The following is a 23,001-nucleotide window of genomic DNA, read 5'->3' as shown; positions in this document are numbered from 1 at the left end:
AGCGCCTGAGACCGGGGCCGAGAGAGACGATGGACGTGCGTACCACAGACAAGTCGAAGCTTCCGAGCCGCCACGTCACGGAGGGCCCCGAGCGGGCGCCGCACCGTTCGTATCTCTACGCCATGGGTCTCACCAAGGAACAGATTCACCAGCCGCTGGTGGGCGTCGCCTCCTGCTGGAACGAGGCCGCGCCCTGCAACATCTCGCTGATGCGCCAGGCGCAGGCGGTGAAGAAGGGTGTCGCCGCCGCCAACGGAACGCCGCGCGAGTTCTGCACCATCACCGTCACCGACGGCATCGCCATGGGCCATGCCGGCATGCGCGCCTCGCTGCCCTCCCGCGAGGTCATCGCCGATTCGGTCGAGTTGACCATGCGCGGCCATGCCTACGACGCCCTCGTCGGGCTGGCCGGCTGCGACAAATCCCTGCCGGGCATGATGATGGCCATGGTGCGTCTCAACGTGCCGTCGATCTTCATCTATGGCGGCTCGATCCTGCCCGGCTCGTTCCGAGGCAAGCCCGTCACGGTGCAGGACCTGTTCGAAGCGGTGGGCAAGCACGCCGTCGGCGACATGAGCCTCGACGATCTCGACGAGCTGGAGCAGGTCGCCTGCCCCTCGGCCGGGGCCTGCGGCGCGCAGTTCACCGCCAACACCATGGCCACGGTCTCCGAGGCCATCGGCCTCGCGCTGCCCTACTCGGCCGGCGCCCCGGCCCCTTACGAGATCCGCGACAGATTCTGCATGACCGCGGGCGAGAAGGTGATGGAGCTCATCGCCAAGAACATCCGCCCGCGCGACATCGTCACCCGCAAGAGCCTGGAGAACGCCGCCGCCGCCGTCGCGGCCTCGGGCGGCTCCACCAACGCGGCCCTGCACCTGCCGGCGATCGCGCATGAATGCGGCATCAAGTTCGACCTGTTCGACGTGGCCGAGATCTTCAAGCGCACGCCCTACATCGCCGACCTGAAGCCGGGCGGACGCTACGTCGCCAAGGACATGTTCGAGGTCGGCGGTATTCCGCTCCTGATCAAGACGCTCCTCGACCACGGCTTCATCAACGGCGACTGCATGACGGTGACAGGCCGCACCATCGCCGAGAACATGGAGCACGTCGCATGGAACCCGGACCAGGACGTGGTCCGGCCCGCCAACGCGCCCATCACCGTCACCGGCGGCGTCGTCGGCCTGCGCGGCAACCTCGCGCCCCAGGGCGCCATCGTGAAGGTCGCCGGCATGTCGGAAGACAAGCAGGTCTTCACCGGCCCGGCCCGCGTGTTCGACGGCGAGGAAGCGTGTTTCGAGGCGGTCCAGAAGCGCACCTACAAAGAGGGCGAGGTTCTCGTCATCCGCTACGAAGGCCCGAAGGGCGGCCCCGGCATGCGCGAGATGCTGTCGACCACCGCCGCGCTCTACGGCCAGGGCATGGGCGACAAAGTCGCGCTCATCACCGACGGCCGCTTCTCCGGCGCGACGCGCGGTTTCTGCGTCGGCCATGTGGGTCCCGAAGCCGCCATCGGCGGGCCGATCGGCCTGATCCGCGATGGCGACATGATCACCCTCGACGCGATCAAGGGCACGCTCGACGTGGCCGTGACCGACGAGGAATTCGCCAAGCGGCGGGCGGAATGGACGCCGCGGACCAACACCGCGACCTCCGGCTATCTCTGGAAATACATGCAGACCGTCGGTCCCGCGGTGGACGGCGCCGTCACCCATCCCGGGGGCGCCGAGGAGATTCAAACCTATGCGGATGTCTAGGACTGACCTTCGCCGGCCCGCGCGGCCGGCAGGGGCCGATCCCGGTCGCGCCGCACGTCGGGTGAGGCGGATGGGAGCGGCCCTCGCGCTGCTCCTCGTCGGCGCCACCTCGGCCCTGGCGCTTGACCCCGCCGCGCGCACGCCCGTGCCCGCGACGGGCGGTTACCGCACGGCGCGCGAAGCCCTTCGCTCGGGCGTCCGCGACTACAATGCCGGCGACAAGGAGGGTGCCGCCCGCGCCCTCGAATACGCCGCAGGCCAGGGCCACGCCCTTGCCCTGTGGAAGCTCGGCCGGATGTATGCCGAGGGCGACGGCGTGCCCCATGACGACCTGAAGGCCTTCGAGTTCTTCTCGCGCATCGCCGACGACAACACCGATGACGGGCCGGACACCCAGAATTCGGGCGTGGTCGCCAGCGCCTTCACGGCGCTCGGCACGTATTTCCTCGACGGGATCAAGGGCACCTACGTGCGCCCGAACCCGGAGCGGGCCTACGACATGTTCAACTACGCGGCGTCGTATTTCGGCGACCCGAACGCCCAGTACAATCTCGCGCGACTCTACCTCGAAGGGACCGGCGTGGATGCCGACCCACGTCAGGCGGCGCGCTGGTTCAACCTCGCGGCCGAAAAGGGCCATGCTCCGGCCCAGGCTCTGCTGGGTGACCTCTTGGTCAACGGGCAGGGCGTTCCGGCCCAGCGGGCCCGTGGCCTGATGTGGCTGTCGCTGGCGCGGGAATCGGCGCAAGGGCGCAAGGACGACTGGATCGTCACCCTGTCCGACAAGGCCTGGGCCACCGCCTCGGAAGAAGAGAAGGCCCAGGCTCAGGCCCAGGCCCTCCAGGCTCAATCGCAGGTCACCGGATCGTCCCGGCGCCGTCGCTAGAGCTGCGCCCGACCACCTCGGGTCGGGGCACATCTCTAGGCTTTTGTTGTGCCGCGCTCCTTTTCGCCGAACCGGCATACCCTTCGGCGCAGAGCGCTCCAGGCGATCCGGAAAGGAAGCGACAGCCGGCTCCCGGCTGGCTCAGTTCGTTGGCGCCGCGATCGCCGTGACGAAAGACGGACGCGAGAGCGTCGCGTCGATATAGGCGGCGAGCTTCGGCCAGCGGCTCGCATCGACGGGCTCCTTGGCGAGCCGGAGGTTGTGGAAGGTCGTGGCGACCGCGATGTCGGCGATGCTGAAGACGCCGCCCACGAGGTAGGGGCCGTCGATCTGGCTCTCCAGGTAATCGTAGAGCTTCGGGAACTCGTCCGTCACCGCCTTCACCGCCACGGCCTCGTCGCCGGGCTTGCCCATTAGGACGGGCTTCACCACGCGCTCGGCGAAGGGCTTGATCAGCACCGGGAACAGCTCGGTATCGCCGAACTTGTCGAACCAGACGGCGCGTGCGCGCTCCTTCGGCGCCTGCGGCCACAGGGCCGGATTCGGGTGCTTGGCCTCGATATAGGCGGAGATCGCCGAGGAATCGGCCAGCCGAAAGCCGTCATCCTCGATCGCCGGGATCTTGCCCAGCGGGCTGCAGGCCTGGAACGACTCGTCCGGCGCGTGGAAGAAAACGGGCTTGTGCTCGAAAGCGACGTCCTTCTCGGCCAGCGTGACGAGGATCTTGCGGACGAAGGGCGAATAGCTCGTGCCGTAGAGAATCATGCGGAGAAACAACCTGTTGTGGCGGGAGGAAGGGGCAGGCCGAATGGCTCTTGCCGTCCGTCCCCTCAGATAGGGCTTCGATCCGGCTCGATCACCCCATGCACGGCATAGCCGCCGAACCGCTGCACGATCCGGGCGCGTCGCCGCGACGTCCGCGCGACCTCGCCGAGAGTGTCGGCGAGCCCCTGACGCGGAGTGACGTGGAACCCCGCGAGCCATCGGTTGAGCAGCCATCGGGCCGGCATGGGCAGACCGCCCTGATCGCCGAAATCGACCACGTGCAGGGAGCCGCCGGGCGCGAGGTGACCGGCGGCCTCGGCGAGGACGGCGCGCCAGGGCGGGATCATCGACAGGGCGTAGGAGATCACGATCCGGTCGAACTCGGCCTCCCCGAACAGGGGGGCGGGATCGAAGGCCGTGGCATCGCCTCGCGAGAGGCGGATGCGGTGGGCGAGGCCCGCGCGGGCGGTGGCGCGGCCAGCCGTATCGAGCATCTCGGACGAGACATCGAGGCCGAAGCAGCGGGCATCCGGGTAGGTCCGCGCGATGCGCACGAGGTTGCGCCCGGTGCCGCAGCCGATCTCCAGCACGCTGCCCCCGGCGGGAGGCGTGAGATCCGCGATCATGCCGTCGCGGCCGAGGAGGTAGAATTTCCGGCTCGCATCGTAGATGTGCCGCTGGTGCCGGTACATCCGGTCCATCAGCCGCGCCGCCTCGCTCACGACGAGGCCAGCCGGTAGAGGTGGAACGCCCCGTATATTGACGACCGGTCCTGCTCGCCGAGGCGGCGGCTCTCCTCCTCGGCATAATCCCAGGCACCGAGGATGGAATCCGGCACCCGGCCGGGCAGCCGGCGCTCGTCCGCCGCCGTCCTGAAGATCACGCGGGCGCCGGGCCGGGCCGCGCGGGTAATCTGGGTCCACAGGTCGGTGAGGTCGGCATCCGTCATCCAGTCCTGCGCATCGAGGAGGATCACGGCATCGACGCTGGCGGCCGGGCTCTCCCGCAGGAATTCGGTCATCGATTGCTGGCGGAAGTCGAGGCGGCCGGCGCGCTCGCGCAGGGCCGCGTGGTTCCCGGCCTGGAGATAGGGCGGCAGCGATGCGTCGGGCGCGGTGTCGTAGGCGCGGCCGAAGGCCTGCCAGGCGAAGTAGTTGGACCGGATCGGGAAGCCGCAGGCGAGACGCTCCAGACGGTGACGCAAGACGGCCGCCATCCCGCCGGGGCCATCGCCCGCAAGGGCGACGTATTGCGCCGGCGGAATGCCGAGACCGTAGAGCGAGGCCGGCTGGCGGATGAGCCAGCGGATGAAGGTCTTCTCGAAGAGCGGGGCCAGTTCGGCCTCGAAGATCGTCCGCTGTTCGGCGAGGTCCCGCGCCGTCAGCACGGCGCCGAGATCGCAGCCGTAGCGGCGGGCGAGCCAATGCCCCGCACCGATGAAGCGGCCGAGCAGGCCGTAGCGGTAGAAGCCGTGCTCGAAGGCCGAGATGCGGCGGCGCCCGTCGAGGCGTCGGGCCTCCCAATAGGCGCGGGACGTGGCGTCGAGATGCTGGCGGATGATCTCGTCATAGGCAGCGACGTTCTCGGGCCGGGCAGGGCGGCCGAAGAAGCCGAAGAAAGCGGCATGGTCGGGCAGATGCCGGAGGGCGGCAAGCTTGAGCTTCCCCAGGGCCACATGGGCGCCGTTGAGGTCGACGGCGCTGATCCGGGCCGGGTTGGCCGTAAGGTAGGAGAGCGCGTTGCAGCCCCCCGAGGCGATGGTGACGACGTGGTCGTCGGGCTGCAGCCGGAGTGCCGCCATGTCCACCACCGGATCTTCCCAGATCTGCGGATAGACCAGACCGCTGAAGGCCGCCGTGAACAGGCGTTCCGACACGCCCGCCTTCGAGAAAGCCCGGTTGCGATGGACGGCCTGGGTGAGCCCCAGACTCGTCTCGCGGCGGATGGCCCGTGCTGCGCGCGTCATGCGAGGTCTCGCGTCGCTGGTTGGCGTGATCGACGCCAGGGCCGTTACGGCATCCGCATGACCGCCCGGTGACGGAGGATCGTCTCCGGATGGCTCCGGGGACGGATCATTCGTTCACCTGTCCTGCCCCGCCCGGCACATCCATGGCGCGGGCCCCGTTCAGCGCGGTCGCAGCTCGACCGTCACCGGCACGTGGTCCGAGGGTTTCTCCAGGCCGCGCAGGTGCTTCTGCACGGAGGCGGAGACAAGGCGGTCGGCCGCCTGCGGCGAAAGCAGCAGGTGGTCGATGCGGATGCCCTGGTTCCGCTGCCAGCAGCCGGCCTGGTAATCCCAGAACGTGTAGAGGCCGGGGGAGGGGTCGCAGGCGCGCAGGGCCTCGGTGAATCCTTCGGCGAGGAGGGCGCGGAAGGCGGAACGGGTCTCGGGAAGGAACAGCGCGTCGTTCACCCAGGCGCTCGCATCCGCCGCGTCCTCGGGCTCGGGGATCACGTTGTAATCGCCCGCCAGTACCAGGGCCTCCTCATCGGCTAGGAGCGCGCGCGCATGAAGCCGCAACCGCTCCATGAAGCCGAGCTTGTAGGTGTATTTCGGTCCCGGCGTCGGATTGCCGTTGGGCAGGTAGATCGAGGCCACCCGGACGGGGGCCAGATCCTCTCCCGAGATCAGCGCCTCGATGTAGCGGGATTGCTCGTCGGTCTCGTCGCCGGGCAGGCCACGGCGGACCTCGCTCATGCCGAGCGGCGCCCGCACCAGCAGCGCCACGCCGTTATAGGCTTTCTGCCCGAGCGTCTCGACGGCGTAGCCAGCCGCCTCGATCTCGGCGCGGGGAAAGCCCTCGTCCTGGCATTTCAACTCCTGCAGGCAGACCACGTCGGGCTTGGCCTCGTCGAGGAAGCCGACGAGATGGCCGACCCGCTGCTTGATCGAATTGACGTTCCAGGTGGCGATCCGCATGGGCTCTGAGATCCGGTCGGAGAGGGCCGCCCGTCATCGGGCCTTCGCGTCGGGCTGGCAAGGCATGCGCGGGGGAGGAAGTCAGGATGTCCGACGGCTGGTTCGCACCGATCCGGGCCTATTGCGAGCGCGGGGATGCGAGCTTCTGGGCCGAGCCGCTGAACGCCGCCTCCAACGGCGCCTTCCTCGTCGCCGCGTTCCTGGCCTTCCGCCTCGCCGGCTCCGGCCCGAAACGCGACCGGGCGGCGACGGCGCTGGCCGGGCTCGTCGCCCTCGTCGGCATCGGGTCGTTCCTGTTCCACACCCTCGCCGTCCGCTGGGCGATGCTCGCCGACGTCATCCCCATCGCCCTCTTCATCTACGCCTATTTCTTCCTGGCCCTTCGGCGTCTCCTCGGCCTTTCCCTCGTTCCGGCGATCCTGACGACACTCGGCTTTGCCGGCTTCGCGGCCGGGCTGGAACCGGCCCTCGACGCGCTCACGGGCCAATCGGTCGACCGCTTGAGCAACGGTTCCATCGCCTACGCGCCCGCCATCCTGGCCCTCGTCGGCGTCGCCGCCGGCTTGCTGATGCCCCAGACATGCTTCCTCGGCCCGGCACGGAGCCGCGCCGGCCTCTCGCTCCTCGCCATCGCCGCGCTGTTCGCCCTCTCCCTGACCTTCCGGACCCTGGACGCCGCCATCTGCCCAAGCCTGCCGATCGGCACCCATTTCCTCTGGCATTGCCTCAACGCAGCCGTCCTCTACGGCCTCATCGCCACGGCCTGGCGCTTCGAGGCAGCGGTTGACGATCGGCGTTCCGCACCCTGAGGAGGACGGCTCCGTCGGTCTCCGATTTTCCCCCTCGACGCCGCGTCGCGAGGAACCACGGGTTTTCTTGCACCACACAGGGATTCGTTGCAGAAGAGCCGGCCGTTCGAAGGAGCGGCGTCGCGCACAGGCTTGGACGACGGGTAACCCGCTCTCGGCCGAGCGAAGTCAGATACGGATCGCGTCCATGTCACAGAGCCTCCGCCTCGGCGTCGCCGGTCTCGGCACCGTCGGTGCTTCCGTCGTTCGGATGGTCGCTCGCCGCGCAGGAGCCATCGCCGCCGCCACGGGCCGCGAGGTGCGCGTCACCGCCGTCTCCTCTCGCGACAAGACTCGCGACCGCGGCCTCGATCTCACCGGCGTGACCTGGTTCGACGATCCCGTCGCCCTGGCCTCCTCGGGCGAGGTCGATTGCGTGGTGGAGCTCATCGGCGGCTCGGAAGGGCCGGCCAAGGCCACGGTGGAAGCCGCCATCGCTGCCGGCAAGCACGTGGTCACCGCCAACAAGGCCCTCCTCGCCCATCACGGCGCGGCCCTGGCGAAGGCCGCCGAGGCCAAGGGCGTGACCCTGGCCTACGAGGCGTCCGTGGCCGGCGGCATCCCCGTCATCAAGGCCCTGCGCGAGGGGCTCACCGGCAATGCCGTGTCGCGCGTCTACGGAATCATGAACGGCACCTGCAACTACATCCTCACCCGGATGGAGCGGGAGGGCCTGACCTTCAAGGCCTGCCTCAAGGACGCGCAGGCCTTGGGCTATGCCGAGGCCGACCCGACCTTCGACGTCGAGGGGTTCGACACCGCCCACAAGCTCGCCATCCTGGTCAGCCTCGCCTTCGGTGTGGAGATCGATGCCGAGGGTGTCTCGGTGGAAGGCATCTCGGCGATCCAACCCCTCGATCTCACCATGGCCGAGGAACTCGGCTACCGGATCAAGCTGCTCGGCGTCGCGCAGGTGGCCGAGGGCGGAATCGAGCAGCGCGTCCACCCGACGATGGTGCCGAAATCCTCCGCCATCGCCCAGGTGATGGGCGTCACCAACGCGGTCACCATCGATGCGGATGCGGTGGGTGAACTCACCCTGATCGGCCCAGGAGCCGGCGGCGAGGCGACCGCCTCGGCGGTGGTGGCCGACATCGCCGACATCGCGGCCGGCGTCGCGCGCCCGACCTTCGGACGCCCCACCGCGAGCCTCGCCCCGTCGGAGCGGGTGGCGATGCAGCGGCACGAGGGCGGCTACTACATTCGCCTCACGGTCCATGACCGGCCCGGCGTCGCGGCCGGCGTCGCCACGCGGATGGCCGAGCGCGACATCTCCATCGAGAGCATCCTGCAGCGCCGCTCGGAGAGCGCCGCCAGCAAGGACCCGCATGGCCGCTCCGGCCAGCCGGTGCCCCTGGTGCTGATCACCTACGCCGCCACCGAAGGGACCATCCGCGCGGCGCTCGACGCCATCGCGGCCGATGGCCTCCTCGCCGAGGCGCCGCAATTGATCCGGATCGAACGCGAATAAGAAGGCCGCCCATCGCGGCCCAGACACCAGGTGAGGGACGGGACCAAGATGGCGGACGATATCGTTGGGGGGGTGGGACGTCCGGTATCCCGCACCATGAGCCTCGAACTGGCGCGGGTGACCGAGCGCGCCGCCATCGCCGCCGCCCGCCTGCGCGGGCAGGGGCGGGAGAAGGAGGCCGACCAGGCCGCCGTCGACGCCATGCGGCGCGAGCTCAACCTCCTGCCCATCAACGGCACCGTCGTCATCGGCGAGGGCGAGCGCGACGAAGCGCCGATGCTCTATATCGGCGAGCAGCTCGGCACCGGCGCCGGCCCGAAGGTCGACATCGCCGTCGACCCCCTGGAGGGGACGACCCTCTGTGCCAAGGACATGCCCGGCGCCATCGCCGTGATGGCGCTCGCCGAGCACGGGTCGCTGCTGGCGGCGCCCGACGTCTACATGCAGAAGATCGCCATCGGCCCAGGCTACCCCCAGGGCCTCGTCGATCTCGACGCCAGCCCGGCCGACAACATCGCTGCGCTCGCCCGGCACAAGGGCTGCGCCCCATCCGAGATCACCGCGATCATCCTCGACCGGCCGCGCCACATGGCCCTCGTGGCGGCCGTGCGCGAGACCGGCGCAGGAATCCGCCTGATCTCGGACGGCGACATCGCCGGCATCATCCACACGACGAGCCCCGACGAGACCGGTGCCGACATCTATCTCGGCATCGGCGCGGCGCCCGAAGGGGTCATCGCGGCCGGCGTCCTGCGCTGCATCGGCGGCCACATGCAGGGCCGGCTGATCCTCGACAGCCACGACAAGCGCGAGCGCGCGGCCCGCATGGGCATCAGCGATCCGAACCGGAAGTACGAGCTCGCCGACATGGCGCGGGGCGACGTGATCGTGGCCGCCACCGGCGTCACCGACGGTGCGCTCCTGCAGGGCGTGCGGTTCAAGTCCGGCATGATCGTGACCGAGACGGTCATCTACCGGTCCGCCACCGGTACGGTCCGCCGCATCGTCGGTGAACATCGCCGGCCCGAGCGTTTCGAGGCCTGAGCGCCGTGTCGGATCCGACGATCCGCCCGGTACGGCCCGACGAGCGCGAGGCCTGGGAGGGCTTGTGGTCGGGCTATCTCGACTTCTACCGGGCCGCGATCGGACCGGAGATGCGCGACCTGACATGGTCTCGCCTGCACGACCCGCTGGTGCCGCTCCACGCCCTGGTGGCCGAGGAGGATGGCGTCTTGGTGGGGCTCGTCCATTACATCTTCCACGCCTCGGCCTGGACGCGCGGACCCTACTGCTACCTGCAGGACCTGTTTACGGCGCCGTCGTCGCGGGGCAGGGGCGTCGCCCGCGCCCTGATCGAGGCGGTGACGGCGGAAGCCCGTCACGCCGGGGCCGACCGCGTCTACTGGCTGACGATGGAGGACAACGCGCCGGCACGCGCGCTCTACGACAAGCTCGCCGACCGGCCGGGTTTCATCCAGTACCGGCGGATCCTGGTTCCGGGCTGAGCGGGCGATCGAGCGGTAGAGATCCGACATCGGAGTCACGATCCGAACAGCCGAGTTGGGTCGCACGTGATCTATTCCCGGCCCGGTCCGACGTTGTCGGCGGCGAAGGCGTCCCGGCCGCCGAGGGGTTTCGGACGTCCCTCCGTGCTGTCGCGGGCGGTCTGGCGTTCCATCTCGGAATTGATCTCGGCGCCGAGCAGGACCACCACAATCGACAGCCACATCCACGACATCAAGCCGATGCCGGCGCCGAGCGATCCGTAGATGCGGTTGTAGCTGTCGAAGCTGGCGACGTACCAGGAGAACACCCCGGAGGTGCAGACCCAGAGAAACGCCGCCAGCGTACTGCCCCAGGTCACCCAGCGCCATTTCGCCCGGCGCCGGCTCGGGCCGTAGCGATAGATCAGCGACAGGCTGAAGCTCACCACGACGAGGATGACCGGCCACCGCGCCACGGACAGGATCGTGTCGGCCAATCCCCCGAACCCAAAGCTTTCCATGATGGCGGGAAGGACGACGACCGTGCTGATCGTCAGGAGGAGAAACGCGGCGCCGCCGAGGGTGAACAGGAAGGTGGTGGCGTAGAACCGGACCAGGGTCCGGTCCTCTCGCTCCCGGTAAATGACGTTGAGGGCATCGAAGAGGGCGCTGGCTCCGGAATTCGCGCTCCACAGGGCGATGAGCAGGCTGATCGTCGAGGTGAGACCGAGCGACCCCGTGCTGCGTTCGGCGATCCGCACGAGCTGTTCGGAGAGCAGATCCAGTGCGGCGGCGGGGAGGATGTAGGTCAGGAGGCCGACATGCTGGCTGATCACGTTGGGATCGGAGAACACTCCGTAGATCGAGACCACGGCAACGAGGCCGGGAAACACGGCGAGCAGGGCGAAGAAGGCGACGCCGCCGGCGGTGGTCAGCACGCGATCCTGCGGCAATGCCCAGAGGACGCGCCGGAAGATGTCCTTCCATCCCGCTTTCGGAATGTCGGAGGGACGGCTCGCATCGCGGCCCCGGTCGGGCTCCTGCGCCCGCTGCCGTGCCGTCTCGAGGGCGGCGGCATCCTGCGAACGCGTGCCCACCGAGCGCCAGTCGTCTCCCTCGTCGACGTCCCGGGCCATGGCTGCGCCTCTGTGGTAGCCGGCTACGCCCGCTCGGACGGCTGGGTAGCGACCGACAGGCGTCCGGAGCCGACGGTCAGCCACGCTCTCAGCTTATGGCATCCGGCACGCAGGTGCATCGGCTTTCGAGAAGGCCGACGCACGGACGAACCACCCATGATCAGAACCAGATGTTCGGGCCTGCTGCGAACGCTTGTGACGGGTCGGCTACAGACCCGTCACATCGGCCCCATCCGTCACCCTCGAGCCAGCACCCGGCGCCTATCGCTCGGTGAGCGCCGCCTTGATCCGGTCGAGGTCGAGGGCGCGCCGTCCGGTCTGGGTCTGCAGGAATTCGCCGCTGAGCGGGCCGATGATGGAGCCGCCGGGATAGACAAGGGACGGCCAGTCACAGGCCTTGTCGCGGAACGCGATCCAGGCGCGCTGGGTGTCGCGCAGGGAGAGGTCGGCGCTCTCGCTCATCGAGGCGCCCACATCCTTGTAGGTCCGGTTGAGGCGCGTATCCCAGGCCGCGATCTCGCGGGCGTAGCACCCGTTCATGCCCATGGTGGACGAGCCCGACCCGTCCGGCGCATCGATGCAGGGCTGGGACACGCGCCCGATGCAGGATAGGCGCGCGCCGTCGTCCTTTGCGGATGCGACGCAGCGCTCGATCGTGGCGACATCGGACGAGGCCTGACGGCCCGTATCCGTCTGGGCGATGGCGCCACCGCCCGACGACAGCGCCAGCATCGCCAAGGCGGCGATGCCGTGTGGGACACCTCGGAGCATGGTGCAAGCGTCAGTTGAACAGCGATCCGACACCGCCGGAGACGCGTCCCAGCCCCTGCTTGGCCACGGGGTTGCCCGGTTCGAGCTGGGCGGCGCGCTGATAGCTCTCCATCGCCTCCTTCTTGCGGTTCGTCTTCTCGTAGGCGAGGCCGCGATAGGCCCAGGAGCTGGCGTCCTTGTTGTTGACGTTGAGGGCCGCGTTGTAATCCTCGATCGCCTTGTCGAACTGGTTCGTGGCGATGAGGCTCTGGCCCCGCGCGGCGTAGGGCGCCGCGACGAAGGGATTGCGGTCGATGGCGGCATCGAAATCGCCGATGGCCTGGGTGTTCTGGCCCTGGCGCTGACGCACGAGGCCGCGCGCATGGTAGGCCTCGGCCGATTCCGGCGTCAGGCGGATCGCCTGGTTGAGATCCGACATCGCACCGTCGAGATCGCCCTGGGCACGCAGCACGTTGGCGCGACCGATATAGGCGGGACCGTAGTTCGAATCGGCCGAGATGGCCTTCGAGAAGTCGGCGAGCGCCCCATCGTTGCGGCCGGTCTGGCGGTAGGCCAGCGCCCGGTTGTAGTAGGCGGAGGCCGAATTCGGATCGATCTGGACGGCCTTCGTGAAATCGCCGATGGCGTCGTTGAACTGGCCCGAGCGGGCATAGGCCGCGCCGCGGGTGACGTAGGCGCCGGCATCGTTGGGATTACGCTGGATCACCTCGGTGAGCGAGGCGATGTTGACGCTGGTGGCACCCGTGGCATCGCTCTCGACCACGGCGAACTGGCGCGTCGCCGAAGCCCCGCCACCGCCATAGGTCTCACACCCGGCCAAAGCCGCCGCGATCGCTACGGCCCCGACCAGACCCGCCTTCGCACGCGGCACTACAAACGTCATTGCCCCTCTCCCCTCGGGATCGCCATGCCCCCCGAGGCACGCTCCCGTCCGCTGCAATCGATCATCCCATCCACCATGGCGCCTCGAAGCGCTTCGGATGCCGGACAAGACGACGAGTGCCGGCACAGTCTCGCATCGCGGTGAACACGCGCTTAAAACCCGCCGGCTCACCCGCTGAAGCGGCGCGATGTGGCGAAGGTAAGGCTCGCTTCCGCGCGGGGTCGCGAAGGCCGTCCGGCAGGTCACGGCGAGGACAGACTGTGTCCGACAAGACGCAGTTTCGACGCCCTACACGATGACCCTGGAGGTTATCCCGCCATGGCTCGACCGGCCGTCTCGGACAGACGCCCGGCGTCCGGATCGAAGATTCGCGAGCCCGGCCGACGAGGCGACGCCTCTGGCTCGAACACCCAGGGGTGAGGGAACCCAGCGGGATCCGCCCGGCGCAATGCATCCATTGAGCGGATTGGCGATGGAGGACGAGTCCACGGAACGGGGCCGGGCAAGGCCAGCGAATCCTTGCGGCCCTTGCCCTTGCCCCCCCGGATCAGCACGCCGGCCCGATACAACCGGCTCGCCCTATCGCGTCTTTATTTCCTGCTGGATATCGGTGAGCGCACGCTCCGAATGCTCGGCCAGAATACTTTTGACCGATACCGGCGTCGCGGCCCATGCCACCGCCGCCAAGAACACCATCGCCGCAATCGCTTAGGCAAACGTTTCCATGATCCCGAGCCAGCCCAACAGCAACGGGACGAGGCTGATGACGAAGGCTGCTCCAACATTCTTCGATATGTAGAGTATCGATACGAAACAAATGAGTCCAAGAGCTATTGGTTTGGCGAATGCGACGATTGTCCGTTCCACGGCGAGGTCCCTCGAATAACATAGTTTATTGGCGAACTCATCTGATATGAGCCCTGAAACCCAGCCTTCAGCGGCCACAACGCGACAATACGAGATATTCCGTTAAATGTCCGTGAAATAAATTGTATTCACTTAAGAATCTAAAGATTCACCAAAGATAACGCCAAGCGTCTCCAACATCGATACTAGTATGTATGCACTAGTGCCCCTGACGTCGCCGGCATACGAATCACCTTCGACCAACGAATAAGGTGGCCAAAGGTCGAGAGTGGTCTAGTAATGACCTGATTGTCTCGATGTCTCGATCTGACGGATCAGATCTATGACTTCTTCAGGCGGTTGATTGACGTTGCTGGATATCGGTTTCACAGTACCTGCGGCCCCGGAATGTCCGGCATATCTGATCCGTGAGCCGGAACCGGACGCGGTTACATCAATCAGAAGAGACGTATTGACGTAAATTTCTTGACCAGACCCCTTCGTGAGCTTGATCCAAGCCATGGAACTTCTCCTGTTCATGCTGCTATTTCAAGTTGAACTTTGTTTCGTCGCCAGTCTCACTGATGGCGCGACGACGATGCTCGATCAGTATTTGTCCATGTCACGTGGATCGACATCTCAACGATGACGATCGCGGAAGGCAACTCGGCGACTGAACGACCGATGTCTTGCAGCATTCCCCACCATCTCGCGAGAGGTGAAACGAACTATACGGCGCAAGACTCGCTTGGTGACTTCGATAGTAGATCAATAATAGAAAACTGTTATACATTACAACCAGAGTTATCATTCTCGATAAAAATAGTCACGTTATTAGCACAGCCCGCAATTGCATAACGTTCTACAGGAATAATTCTTGTTATAGAATGCAAAATACCGTTCTATTATAAGAAATATGCCATTTGATATGATCGCATCCTTTAGGAGACATTGGAAGAAATACTTATTACTTTCAATCATCATAGATGGCGCAACGTGCGGGCTGCGCTAATGGAAATACCCGCATCGAGCGGATTGGGTCAACGTTCAGAAATTGTCTCTCCGTCCCAAAATCATGGCTGCGGATGCAGCGGCGCGACAGGCCGCTCCATACTTACGCAGTCTACCACAAGACTTCATCAGTGAACCAACAGCGCCATCGAATGTTGTTGGGTCGGCTGACGATTACGCTCGTGACGTCGGCACGACGTGATGCGCCCCTCCACGCGTGCGGCGGGCGCCGGCCATGAGTTCCCCTCGAACGAGACCAGGAGTAGTGCGTGTTTCCCCCCGCGAAGGTGCTCACGGTTGTCGAAACGACGAAGCACGTCGAGCCTGTTCGAGCCTTCGAATTCTGGCGAAACACCGCGTTGAAGAATCTCGGCATCGTGGACCGGCCGAACCCCCACGAAGCATTTTCCGCCAACCGGTTGGCCGCCCTTTCAGCGCACACGACGTTGCTTCTCACGGAGAGCAGCCCGGTGAGCGTCGAGGGCGATCTGCGCCATATCCGGCGGGCCGGCCGCGACGAGGTCGTCGTCAGCTTCTTCCTGTCGGGGCATGGCTACCTGGAACAGGGCAGTTGCGGTCATGTGGTCGGCGTCGGGGATATCGGCTTCATCAGGCTCGACCGCCCCTTTGCCGTGGGAGGTCTGTCGCCGTATCGGGAGCTCCGTTTCAGCGTCCCTCGCGTGAATTTCGAGGCACGGGTCGGGAACGCCGACGCCCTGACCGGCCGTCGCATCCGCGCGAGTCCCTCCACCGAGTTGCTGACGACATACATGCACGACGTCGCGCGATCTGCCACGGGGATGTCGGAGGCCGAAGCCGGGCTCGCGGTCGAGGGCGCGCTTCACATCGTGCGCTCGCTCGTCGGAGATCGGGACGATGGGGATCGGGCTTCGTCCGAGGTGCTCCAGTCTCTCGCGCGCGTGCACATCGAACGGCATTCGCATGACGCGTCGTATGGGCCTCGAGCGATGGCCGCGGCGCTCAACGTTTCCCGCTCGAAACTCTATCGTGCCTTCGCCGACGGCGAAGGGATCGCCGCCGAGATCCGCGATGCCCGGCTGGACCGCATCCATCGCTGGCTGACATCGGCCTCCAACGACCGCACGCCCATCAACGTCCTGATGCATGCCTGCGGCTTCACCGATGCACCCGGCTTCAGCAAGGCTTTCAAGCGGCGGTTCGGCATGTCGGCGAAGGACGTCCGCGCCCTCCGGCAGGGTTGAGCCGTCCTCACGAAGCCGGGATCACCCGCGTGACATGGCCCATCTTGCGGCCCGGCCGGGCGTCGCCCTTGCCGTAGAGGTGAAGATGCGCGCCGGATTCGGCGAGGAGCGCCTGCCACGCGTCGATGTCGTCGCCGATCAGGTTCCGCATCTCCACGGAGGCGCCGGCGACGCGCGAAGCATCGCCGAGGGGCCAGCCGCAGACGGCGCGGACATGCTGGGCGAATTGCGAGGTCACGGCGCCCTCGATGGTCCAGTGACCGGAATTGTGCACCCGCGGCGCGATCTCGTTGACGATCAGACGCTCGCCGGCCTCGTCGCGCACCAAGAACATCTCGACGGCGAGAATCCCGACATAATCCAGCGCCTCGGCGATCCGGCGGGCGATCTCCACCGCAATCCGGGCGGTCTCCTCCGACAGGTTCGGGGCGGGCACGCGGGTGAGGGCCAGGATATGATCGCGGTGCTCGTTCTCGCACAGGTCGAAGGCCGCGAAGCTCCCGTCGGGGGACCGCGCTGCCACCACCGAAACCTCGCGCTCGAACGGCACGAACCCTTCGAGGATCAGCGGCGCGCCACCGAACTCGGCGAAGATCGCGTTCCGGTCGCCCTCTTCGGCGGTGCGGATGATGCGCTGGCCCTTGCCGTCATAGCCGAAGCGGCGGGTCTTCAGCACGGCCGGCAGGCCGATCGCCTCCAGCGCACGGGCGAGGTCGTCCGGCGTGTCCACCTGCCGGAACGGCGCGGTGGCGATGCCGAGGCCGTTGATGAAGCTCTTTTCGGAGAGCCTGTCCTGCGTGGTGGACAATGCGTCGGCGCTGGGACGTAGGGGCGCGTGGCGCGCCAGCAGGTCGGCGGTCTCGCGCGGGATGTTCTCGAACTCGTAGGTCACGGCATCGACGCTCGCCGCGAAGCGGGCGAGCGCCTCGGCATCGTCATAGGCGGCGCAGGTCGTCTCGGCCGCGACATCGAAGGCCGGGCTCGCCGCATCGGGGGCGTAGACATGGACCTTGAGGCCGTAATTGGCCGCGGCCAGAGCGATCATGCGGCCGAGCTGGCCGCCGCCGACGATGCCGAGGGTGGAACCGGGCGCGAGGGACATGTCGGTCACGGAATCTGTGTCTCCGGCCTCTCGGCCACGGATGCGGTCTGCGCGGCCCGCCACGCATCGAGGCGCTCGGCGAGGGCGGTGTCGGTCAGCGCCAGGACGGCGGTGGCGAGGAGGGCCGCGTTGACGGCCCCGGCCCGGCCGATGGCGAGGGTGCCCACGGGAATGCCGGCCGGCATCTGCACGATGGAGAGCAGGCTGTCCTGGCCGGACAGGGCTTTCGATTCCACCGGAACGCCGAAGACCGGCAGCGGGGTCATGGATGCGGTCATGCCGGGCAGATGCGCGGCCCCGCCAGCGCCGGCGATCACGACCTTGTAGCCCGCCTGCTTCGCACCCTTGGCGAAGGCGACGAGGCGATCCGGCGTGCGATGGGCGGAGACGATGAACGCCTCGTGCGGCACGCCGAGGGCGTCGAGGGTGTCGGCGGCGTGCTGCATGGTCGCCCAGTCCGACTGGCTTCCCATGATGATCGCGACCGGGGGCGCTCCCGCCATCGTCGTCACTCCCTTCCCGAGACGATCGCGGTCGCCTGGTCTGCGTGGCCGGGTTCAGGCCATGTCTTCGTGGCGGCGCGATCCCGGGACGCGATCCTGCACCCGGACCGTGCCGCATACGCGGGCGGGCGACCGCCCGCAAGACGGTGCCCGGGCCAATCCTGTAATCAAGGCAAACCGAAGCTAGGCGATGATGTCGGGCGTGATCTGGTCTTCCAAATAGGAAATCCGGTCCCGCAGGCCGAGCTTGCGCCGCTTGAGGCGCTGGATCTGCAGCTGGTCGCCGGCGACGCTCAGTTCCAATGCGTCGATGGCCCCGTCGAGGTCGCGGTGCTCCTGGCGGAGCCGCGCCAGTTCCTCGACGAATTCCGCCGTCCCGTTATCCTCGAACTCGCCCGCCATCGCACCTGCAGCCTCGACACGCACCGTCCCGAAACCATGCGGCACAGGCGCTCTTGCGGCAAGACGATGCCCGCAATTGGCTCTGGAAGACGCGTCTTCCACCGGGGAGGGCTCCGGCGATCGTGATTAACCAATGTTGCCCCCAGGGCCGATTTCGGTTTCGACAGCCGGCTCATACTGTGCCAATCTGCCTGAGTCGGAACGAGACAGGAGAAACGACTCATGTCGCTGCAGACGCATCTGAGCCAGCTCGCCCTCAAGCACGAAGCCCTCGAGCGGGAAATCCACTCCGCGATTCAAAGCCCTTCCGAGAACGATCTACGGATCGCGGAATTGAAGCGACGCAAACTTCACCTGAAGGACGAGATCAATCGGCTGCGTGCCGAAACGGACTCGGTGCATTAGCCAGCTCCCCATCATTCCCCTTCCTTGATTGACCTTCGCCGCCGCGCTGCCCAGCGCGGCGGTTTTCGTTTGTACCGCCATCCCTTGTATCGCCATCCCTTGTATCGTCATGGGCAGGTTGGGCTACATTCCCCCGCAGATGCCGGCATCCTCAGACCGGCCGCCCGGGGACGAACCGCCATGCAGGCCGCTGCGACACCTCCCGATTCGACCGAAGGGACGGACGCCTACCGCCCCATCCACGCGGCGTCCCTCGCCGATCCCGAAGGGTTCTGGCTGAACGCCGCCGCTGCCCTCGACTGGGAGACCGCCCCCTCCCGCGCCTTCGACCCGGAGGCGGGCGCTTATGGGCGCTGGTTCCCCGACGCGACGCTGAACGCCTGCCACAACGCCGTCGACCGCCACGTGGCGATGGGGCGGGGCGAGCAGGCGGCGATCCTGTACGATTCACCCGTCACCGGGACGAAGCGGACGATCAGCTACGCGGCCTTGCGCGACGAAGTGGCGACGCTCGCCGGCATCCTCTCGCTGCTCGGCGTGGAGAAGGGCGACCGGGTCGTCATCTACATGCCGATGATCCCCGAAGCCCTGTTCGGGATGCTCGCCTGCGCGCGCCTCGGCGCGGTCCATTCCGTGGTGTTCGGCGGTTTCGCCGCCAACGAACTCGCCATCCGCATCACGGACGCCGCCCCGAAGGTGGTGCTCGCCGCCTCCTGCGGCATCGAGCCGAGCCGGATCGTGCCGTACAAGCCGCTGCTGGACGCGGCCATCGCGGCCTCGCCGCACAAGCCCGAGGCCTGCCTCATCCTCCAGCGCCCGCAGGCCGAGGCGGGCCTGGTGGAGGGGAGGGACCGCGACTGGGCCGAGACCGTGGCCCGGGCGAAGGCCGCCGGGATCAGCGCCGATTGCGTCCCAGTCGCGGCCACCGACCCGCTCTACATCCTCTATACCTCGGGCACGACGGGCAAGCCGAAGGGCGTGGTGCGCGATACCGGCGGCTACTGCGTCGCGCTGTCGTGGTCGATGCCCAACCTCTACGACGTGAAACCGGGCGAGGTGTATTTCTGCGCCTCCGACATCGGCTGGGTGGTGGGCCATTCCTACATCGTCTACGCCCCGCTTCTGCACGGCTGCACCACCGTTCTCTACGAGGGCAAGCCGGTGGGGACGCCCGATGCCGGGGCGCTCTGGCGGGTGGCCGTGGAATACGGCGTCGCCTGCCTGTTCACGGCGCCGACGGCCCTGCGCGCGATCAAGAAGGACGACCCGCGCGCCGAACTCGTCGCCTCCTACGACCTCTCCGGCTTCCGCTCCCTCTTCCTCGCCGGCGAGCGGGCCGACCCGGATTCCGTGGCCTGGGCCGAGCGGGCGCTGGACCGGCCGGTGATCGACCATTGGTGGCAGACGGAGACCGGCTGGGCCATCGCCGGCAATCCAGTGGGTGTCGGCATGCTGCCGGTGAAGCATGGCAGCGCCTGCGTGCCGATGCCGGGCTACGACCTCGCGGTGCTCGACGAGGCCGGCAAGCCGCTGCCGCCCGACACGATGGGTACCATCGCCCTGCGGCTCCCGCTGCCGCCCGGCTGCCTGCCGACCCTGTGGGGTTCGGACGAGCGTTTCCGCCAGAGCTACCTCACCACCTATCCGGGCTGGTACGACACCTCGGATGCCGGGATCGTCGACGCGGACGGCTACGTCACGGTGCTGGGGCGCACCGACGACATCATCAACGTCGCCGGGCATCGGCTCTCCACCGGGGGCATGGAGGCGGTTCTGGCCGCCCATCCCGATGTCGCCGAATGCGCCGTCATCGGCATCCGCGACGCGCTGAAGGGCGAACAGCCCTGCGGCTTCGTGGTGTTGAAATCCGGCGTCTCCCGCGACACCGCCGAGATCGAGCGCGAACTCGTCGCCTCCATCCGCGAGCGCATCGGCCCCGTGGCGGCGTTCAAGCTCGCGCTCACCGTGGCACGGCTGCCCAAAACCCGCTCGGGCAAGATCCTGCGCGGCACCATGAAGAAGATCGCCGACGGCGAAGCCTGGACCACCCCGCCAACCATCGACGACGCCGCCGTGCTGGACGAGATCGGCGAGAGCTTGAAGGGGAGGGGGATCGGGGGGTGAGCGTTCCCTCCCTCGACCGGTGCAGCTCCAGCGGAACCCGAACCGGGGGCCAGCTATAAAGAGATGCGTAGCGCCATGGAAACGCGGATACGGAGCCGTCCATCCCTGGCGCGGGCGACTCAGGTGCTCCATCTAGGCTGTCAGCCGAAGACCGGAACCCGCACATGACCGCACGCCTGTTCGAGCCTCTGTCCCTCGAAGGCCTGACGCTGCCCAACCGCATCATCGTCGCCCCCATGTGCCAGTATTCGGCCCATGCGGGCCAAGCCGGCGATTGGCACCTGATGCATCTGGGGCAGCTCGCCATGTCGGGCGCCGGCCTGCTGACACTGGAGGCCACCGCGATCTCGCCGGAGGCGCGGATCTCGCCCACCGATCTCGGCCTCTACTCGGACGAGACCGAGCTGGCGCTGGGCCGGGTGCTCGATGCGGTGCGGCTCCGTGCGCCGATCCCCATCGCGATCCAGATCAACCATGCCGGCCGCAAGGCGTCGAGCCGGGCGCCCTGGGACGGAGGCTCGCAGATCGATCCCGAGGCGCCCGACGGCTGGCGCACCGAGGCGCCGTCAGCCATCGCCCATGGCGAGGGCGAGGTGCCGCCCCATGCCCTCGATTCGGAGGGGTTGAAGCGCATCCGTGACGAGTTCGTGGAGACGGCCAAGCGCGCGTTGCGCATCGGGATCGACGGGTTCGAACTCCACGGCGCCCACGGCTACCTGCTGCACCAGTTCCTGTCGCCGCTCTCCAACCAGCGCACGGACGATTACGGCGGCAGCCTCGCGAACCGGATGCGCTTTCCGCTGGAATGTTTCGAGGCGGTGCGCGAAGTCGTGCCGGCGGGCAAGCCGGTCTGGATGCGGGTCTCGGCCACCGATTGGGTCGAGGGCGGCTGGACGCTCGACGAGACCGTGGAACTGGCCCATGCGCTCAAGCGGCGCGGTTCGGCGGCGATCCACGTCTCCACCGGGGGCCTCTCCACCCGCCAGGAGATCCCGCTCTCGCCCGGCTATCAGGTTCCCTTCGCCGAGCGGGTGAAGGCCGAGACCGGGCTCACCACCATCGCGGTCGGCCTCATCACCGAGGCGGCCCATGCGGAATCGATCCTGGCCGAGGGCAAGGCCGACGCGGTCTCGCTCGCCCGCGCCATGCTGTACGATCCGCGCTGGCCGTGGCATGCGGCGGCCGAACTCGGCGCGCAGGTCAGCGCGCCCAAGCAGTACTGGCGCTGCCAGCCGCGCCAGTTCAAGACCCTGTTCCGCGACACCCAGTTCGGGCAACGCTGACCCGATTTCAGGCAAAGACAATGGACGACGACATCACGACGATCACGGTGCAGCGCGTCCGCTACGACGAGGAGAACGGCATCAGCCTGATCTCCGGCGCGGACGACGAGGAGGAACCCGCCGGCTATTTCATCGTCCAGATCGAGAAGGGCGACCCGGACGGGCCGCTCATCGAGATCTTCGGCGAGGATCTCACCCAATCCGACGGGGTGACGGCTTTGGAGATCGGCGTGCGCCACCTGCTCTTCAGCTTCGAGCCGACGAGCCTCATCGGGGCGGAGATGCCGATGGTGCGGATCGAATCGATGACCGAGATCGCCGAACTCGCCAAGGCGCGGCTCAGGGTCGCCTTCGGCAAGCGGGCACGGCTGGCCTGATCCGCCCGCCCTACTTCGCCACCGCCCCCACCAGCGGCCCCAACGGCCGGCTGATGTCCGACCGGTTGATGCCCGGCGCGTAGAGGCTGGAGACGCTGCCGTCGAGGAACAGGGCGTTGGCGCAGCCGAGCGTGTCCTTGAACAGGCGGGCGAAGGAACCGAAGGTCACGGGGCGCTCGGAAATGGCGAAGATGGCGGTGCGGCCGTCGTCGCGGACGCCGACGCCGTTGCGGATCTTCTGGCTCGGCCCGTCGGTGGAGATCTTCGGGTGGATCTTGCCGTCGATCACCAGCATCGGCCCCGATTGGGTGGCGAAATCCGGCTTGATCTTCTGGCGCAGGTAGCGGGCCGTGTCGGCGACGCCGGCGCGCTCGCCTTTCACATAGAAGATGCCATTGGGCTTGAGGTGGAAATTGCCCGGCCCGTTGGCGGTGGAGACGCCCTTCATCTCGCGGCCCTCCTCCACATAGAGGCCCACCGGCGCCTGGCCCTTGTCGTACATGCCGCCATTCATGGCGAAGCTGAGCTTGGGCCCGATCTTTTCCCCCAGCGTCGACAGCGACGAATAAGGCAGACCGTCGGCGCCGAGCCAGAACACCCGCACCCGCTCGCGGCGCAGATCCACCGTGCAGACCGTGAAGGTCTCGCCCTCGGACTGAACCGCCTTGCACGGCGACGCGACGGCGGGCGCGGCCCGCGCGGGCTGGGGAGCGAGACCCGCAGCGAACGCGAACAGCATGGCTCCGGCAAATGCGCGTCGCAGTGACATCATCGTTGAATCCCGAGGCGGAGCTATCTTCC

The 23,001-nt window shown here is 67.5% G+C and carries 23 protein-coding genes; 11 read left to right on the top strand and 12 right to left on the bottom strand.

Annotated features, from left to right (window positions below):
* Positions 1-29: 29 nt before the first annotated feature.
* Positions 30-1,760, top strand: a complete 1,731-nt coding sequence (gene ilvD, locus MBTS_RS09585; RefSeq protein WP_192215501.1) for a dihydroxy-acid dehydratase — start codon at positions 30-32, stop codon at positions 1,758-1,760.
* Entirely contained in the window at positions 1,747-2,646 is a 900-nt protein-coding gene (locus MBTS_RS09580) for a tetratricopeptide repeat protein (protein ID WP_056144582.1), read from the top strand. Before ilvD ends, MBTS_RS09580 begins: the two co-directional genes overlap by 14 nt.
* A 141-nt stretch (positions 2,647-2,787) precedes the next feature.
* Here MBTS_RS09580 and MBTS_RS09575 read toward each other — a convergent pair whose 3' ends face one another.
* The 4 genes from MBTS_RS09575 to xth form a co-directional block, all read right to left on the bottom strand.
* Positions 2,788-3,411, bottom strand: coding sequence for a glutathione S-transferase family protein (locus MBTS_RS09575; protein WP_056144801.1), 624 nt, complete (start codon positions 3,409-3,411; stop codon positions 2,788-2,790).
* A 65-nt stretch (positions 3,412-3,476) separates the two neighbouring features.
* A complete protein-coding gene (locus MBTS_RS09570) occupies positions 3,477-4,103 on the bottom strand; it encodes a class I SAM-dependent methyltransferase (RefSeq protein ID WP_147830220.1) in 627 nt (208 codons plus the stop codon).
* Positions 4,104-4,129: 26 nt separating this feature from the next.
* Positions 4,130-5,377 carry a BtaA family protein gene (locus tag MBTS_RS09565; protein ID WP_056144588.1) on the bottom strand — a complete coding sequence of 416 codons (1,248 nt, stop codon included), beginning with the start codon at positions 5,375-5,377 and terminating at the stop codon, positions 4,130-4,132.
* 159 nt (positions 5,378-5,536) lie between these two features.
* Complete coding sequence (gene xth, locus MBTS_RS09560; RefSeq protein WP_147830187.1) at positions 5,537-6,331, bottom strand: exodeoxyribonuclease III; 795 nt, start codon at positions 6,329-6,331, stop codon at positions 5,537-5,539.
* A gap of 86 nt (positions 6,332-6,417) precedes the next feature.
* On the opposite strand from xth, the gene MBTS_RS09555 reads away from it, so the two are divergent.
* The 4 genes from MBTS_RS09555 to MBTS_RS09540 all read left to right on the top strand — a co-directional run bounded on the left by MBTS_RS09555 (position 6,418) and on the right by MBTS_RS09540 (position 10,155).
* Positions 6,418-7,140 (top strand): ceramidase domain-containing protein, encoded by a 723-nt coding sequence (locus MBTS_RS09555; RefSeq protein ID WP_056144593.1) that lies wholly within the window; start codon positions 6,418-6,420, stop codon positions 7,138-7,140.
* 187 nt (positions 7,141-7,327) lie between these two features.
* Positions 7,328-8,650 carry a homoserine dehydrogenase gene (locus MBTS_RS09550; RefSeq protein ID WP_192215500.1) on the top strand — a complete coding sequence of 441 codons (1,323 nt, stop codon included), beginning with the start codon at positions 7,328-7,330 and terminating at the stop codon, positions 8,648-8,650.
* Positions 8,651-8,698: 48 nt separating this feature from the next.
* The gene (gene glpX, locus MBTS_RS09545) at positions 8,699-9,694 is read left to right on the top strand and encodes a class II fructose-bisphosphatase (protein WP_026175788.1); all 996 of its coding nucleotides are present in this window, start codon (positions 8,699-8,701) and stop codon (positions 9,692-9,694) included.
* Positions 9,695-9,699: 5 nt separating this feature from the next.
* Positions 9,700-10,155 carry a GNAT family N-acetyltransferase gene (locus MBTS_RS09540; RefSeq protein ID WP_147830191.1) on the top strand — a complete coding sequence of 152 codons (456 nt, stop codon included), beginning with the start codon at positions 9,700-9,702 and terminating at the stop codon, positions 10,153-10,155.
* 71 nt (positions 10,156-10,226) lie between these two features.
* Here MBTS_RS09540 and MBTS_RS09535 read toward each other — a convergent pair whose 3' ends face one another.
* The 4 genes from MBTS_RS09535 to MBTS_RS23520 all read right to left on the bottom strand — a co-directional run bounded on the left by MBTS_RS09535 (position 10,227) and on the right by MBTS_RS23520 (position 14,292).
* Positions 10,227-11,270 carry a YihY/virulence factor BrkB family protein gene (locus tag MBTS_RS09535; protein WP_147830193.1) on the bottom strand — a complete coding sequence of 348 codons (1,044 nt, stop codon included), beginning with the start codon at positions 11,268-11,270 and terminating at the stop codon, positions 10,227-10,229.
* 261 nt (positions 11,271-11,531) lie between these two features.
* Positions 11,532-12,041 (bottom strand): lysozyme inhibitor LprI family protein, encoded by a 510-nt coding sequence (locus tag MBTS_RS09530; RefSeq protein ID WP_147830195.1) that lies wholly within the window; start codon positions 12,039-12,041, stop codon positions 11,532-11,534.
* Between the two features lie 10 nt (positions 12,042-12,051).
* A complete protein-coding gene (locus MBTS_RS09525) occupies positions 12,052-12,924 on the bottom strand; it encodes a tetratricopeptide repeat protein (RefSeq protein ID WP_043764308.1) in 873 nt (290 codons plus the stop codon).
* Positions 12,925-14,064: 1,140 nt separating this feature from the next.
* Complete coding sequence (locus MBTS_RS23520; RefSeq protein ID WP_210322740.1) at positions 14,065-14,292, bottom strand: hypothetical protein; 228 nt, start codon at positions 14,290-14,292, stop codon at positions 14,065-14,067.
* A gap of 959 nt (positions 14,293-15,251) precedes the next feature.
* Here MBTS_RS23520 and MBTS_RS24120 point away from each other — a divergent pair.
* Positions 15,252-16,004, top strand: coding sequence for a helix-turn-helix domain-containing protein (locus tag MBTS_RS24120; protein ID WP_210322739.1), 753 nt, complete (start codon positions 15,252-15,254; stop codon positions 16,002-16,004).
* A 7-nt stretch (positions 16,005-16,011) separates the two neighbouring features.
* On the opposite strand, the gene MBTS_RS09515 is transcribed toward MBTS_RS24120, so the two are convergent.
* The 3 genes from MBTS_RS09515 to MBTS_RS09505 form a co-directional block, all read right to left on the bottom strand.
* Positions 16,012-17,115, bottom strand: a complete 1,104-nt coding sequence (locus tag MBTS_RS09515) for a 5-(carboxyamino)imidazole ribonucleotide synthase (protein WP_373321309.1) — start codon at positions 17,113-17,115, stop codon at positions 16,012-16,014.
* Complete coding sequence (gene purE, locus MBTS_RS09510) at positions 17,112-17,609, bottom strand: 5-(carboxyamino)imidazole ribonucleotide mutase (protein WP_018042996.1); 498 nt, start codon at positions 17,607-17,609, stop codon at positions 17,112-17,114. The genes MBTS_RS09515 and purE overlap by 4 nt, the downstream gene beginning before the upstream one ends.
* A 183-nt stretch (positions 17,610-17,792) precedes the next feature.
* Positions 17,793-18,011: a YdcH family protein gene (locus MBTS_RS09505; protein ID WP_018042997.1), complete on the bottom strand. Its 219-nt coding sequence runs from the start codon at positions 18,009-18,011 to the stop codon at positions 17,793-17,795.
* A gap of 222 nt (positions 18,012-18,233) precedes the next feature.
* Here MBTS_RS09505 and MBTS_RS09500 point away from each other — a divergent pair, with 222 nt between their 5' ends.
* The 4 genes from MBTS_RS09500 to MBTS_RS09485 all read left to right on the top strand — a co-directional run bounded on the left by MBTS_RS09500 (position 18,234) and on the right by MBTS_RS09485 (position 22,200).
* Complete coding sequence (locus tag MBTS_RS09500; protein ID WP_018042998.1) at positions 18,234-18,416, top strand: YdcH family protein; 183 nt, start codon at positions 18,234-18,236, stop codon at positions 18,414-18,416.
* A 180-nt stretch (positions 18,417-18,596) separates the two neighbouring features.
* A complete protein-coding gene (locus MBTS_RS09495; protein WP_192215499.1) occupies positions 18,597-20,540 on the top strand; it encodes a propionyl-CoA synthetase in 1,944 nt (647 codons plus the stop codon).
* Between the two features lie 164 nt (positions 20,541-20,704).
* The gene (locus tag MBTS_RS09490; protein WP_192215498.1) at positions 20,705-21,823 is read left to right on the top strand and encodes an NADH:flavin oxidoreductase/NADH oxidase; all 1,119 of its coding nucleotides are present in this window, start codon (positions 20,705-20,707) and stop codon (positions 21,821-21,823) included.
* Positions 21,824-21,843: 20 nt separating this feature from the next.
* Complete coding sequence (locus MBTS_RS09485; RefSeq protein ID WP_056144625.1) at positions 21,844-22,200, top strand: hypothetical protein; 357 nt, start codon at positions 21,844-21,846, stop codon at positions 22,198-22,200.
* 10 nt (positions 22,201-22,210) lie between these two features.
* Here the strand turns inward: MBTS_RS09485 and MBTS_RS09480 are convergent, their stop codons facing one another.
* Entirely contained in the window at positions 22,211-22,972 is a 762-nt protein-coding gene (locus MBTS_RS09480; protein WP_147830211.1) for a phosphodiester glycosidase family protein, read from the bottom strand.
* Positions 22,973-23,001 lie beyond the last annotated feature (29 nt).

The sequence above is a fragment of the Methylobacterium bullatum genome, from assembly GCF_014845095.1.
GTDB lineage: Bacteria > Pseudomonadota > Alphaproteobacteria > Rhizobiales > Beijerinckiaceae > Methylobacterium > Methylobacterium bullatum.
Note: the sequence above shows the minus strand (reverse complement) of the source record. Positions and strands in the feature narration are given on the sequence as shown.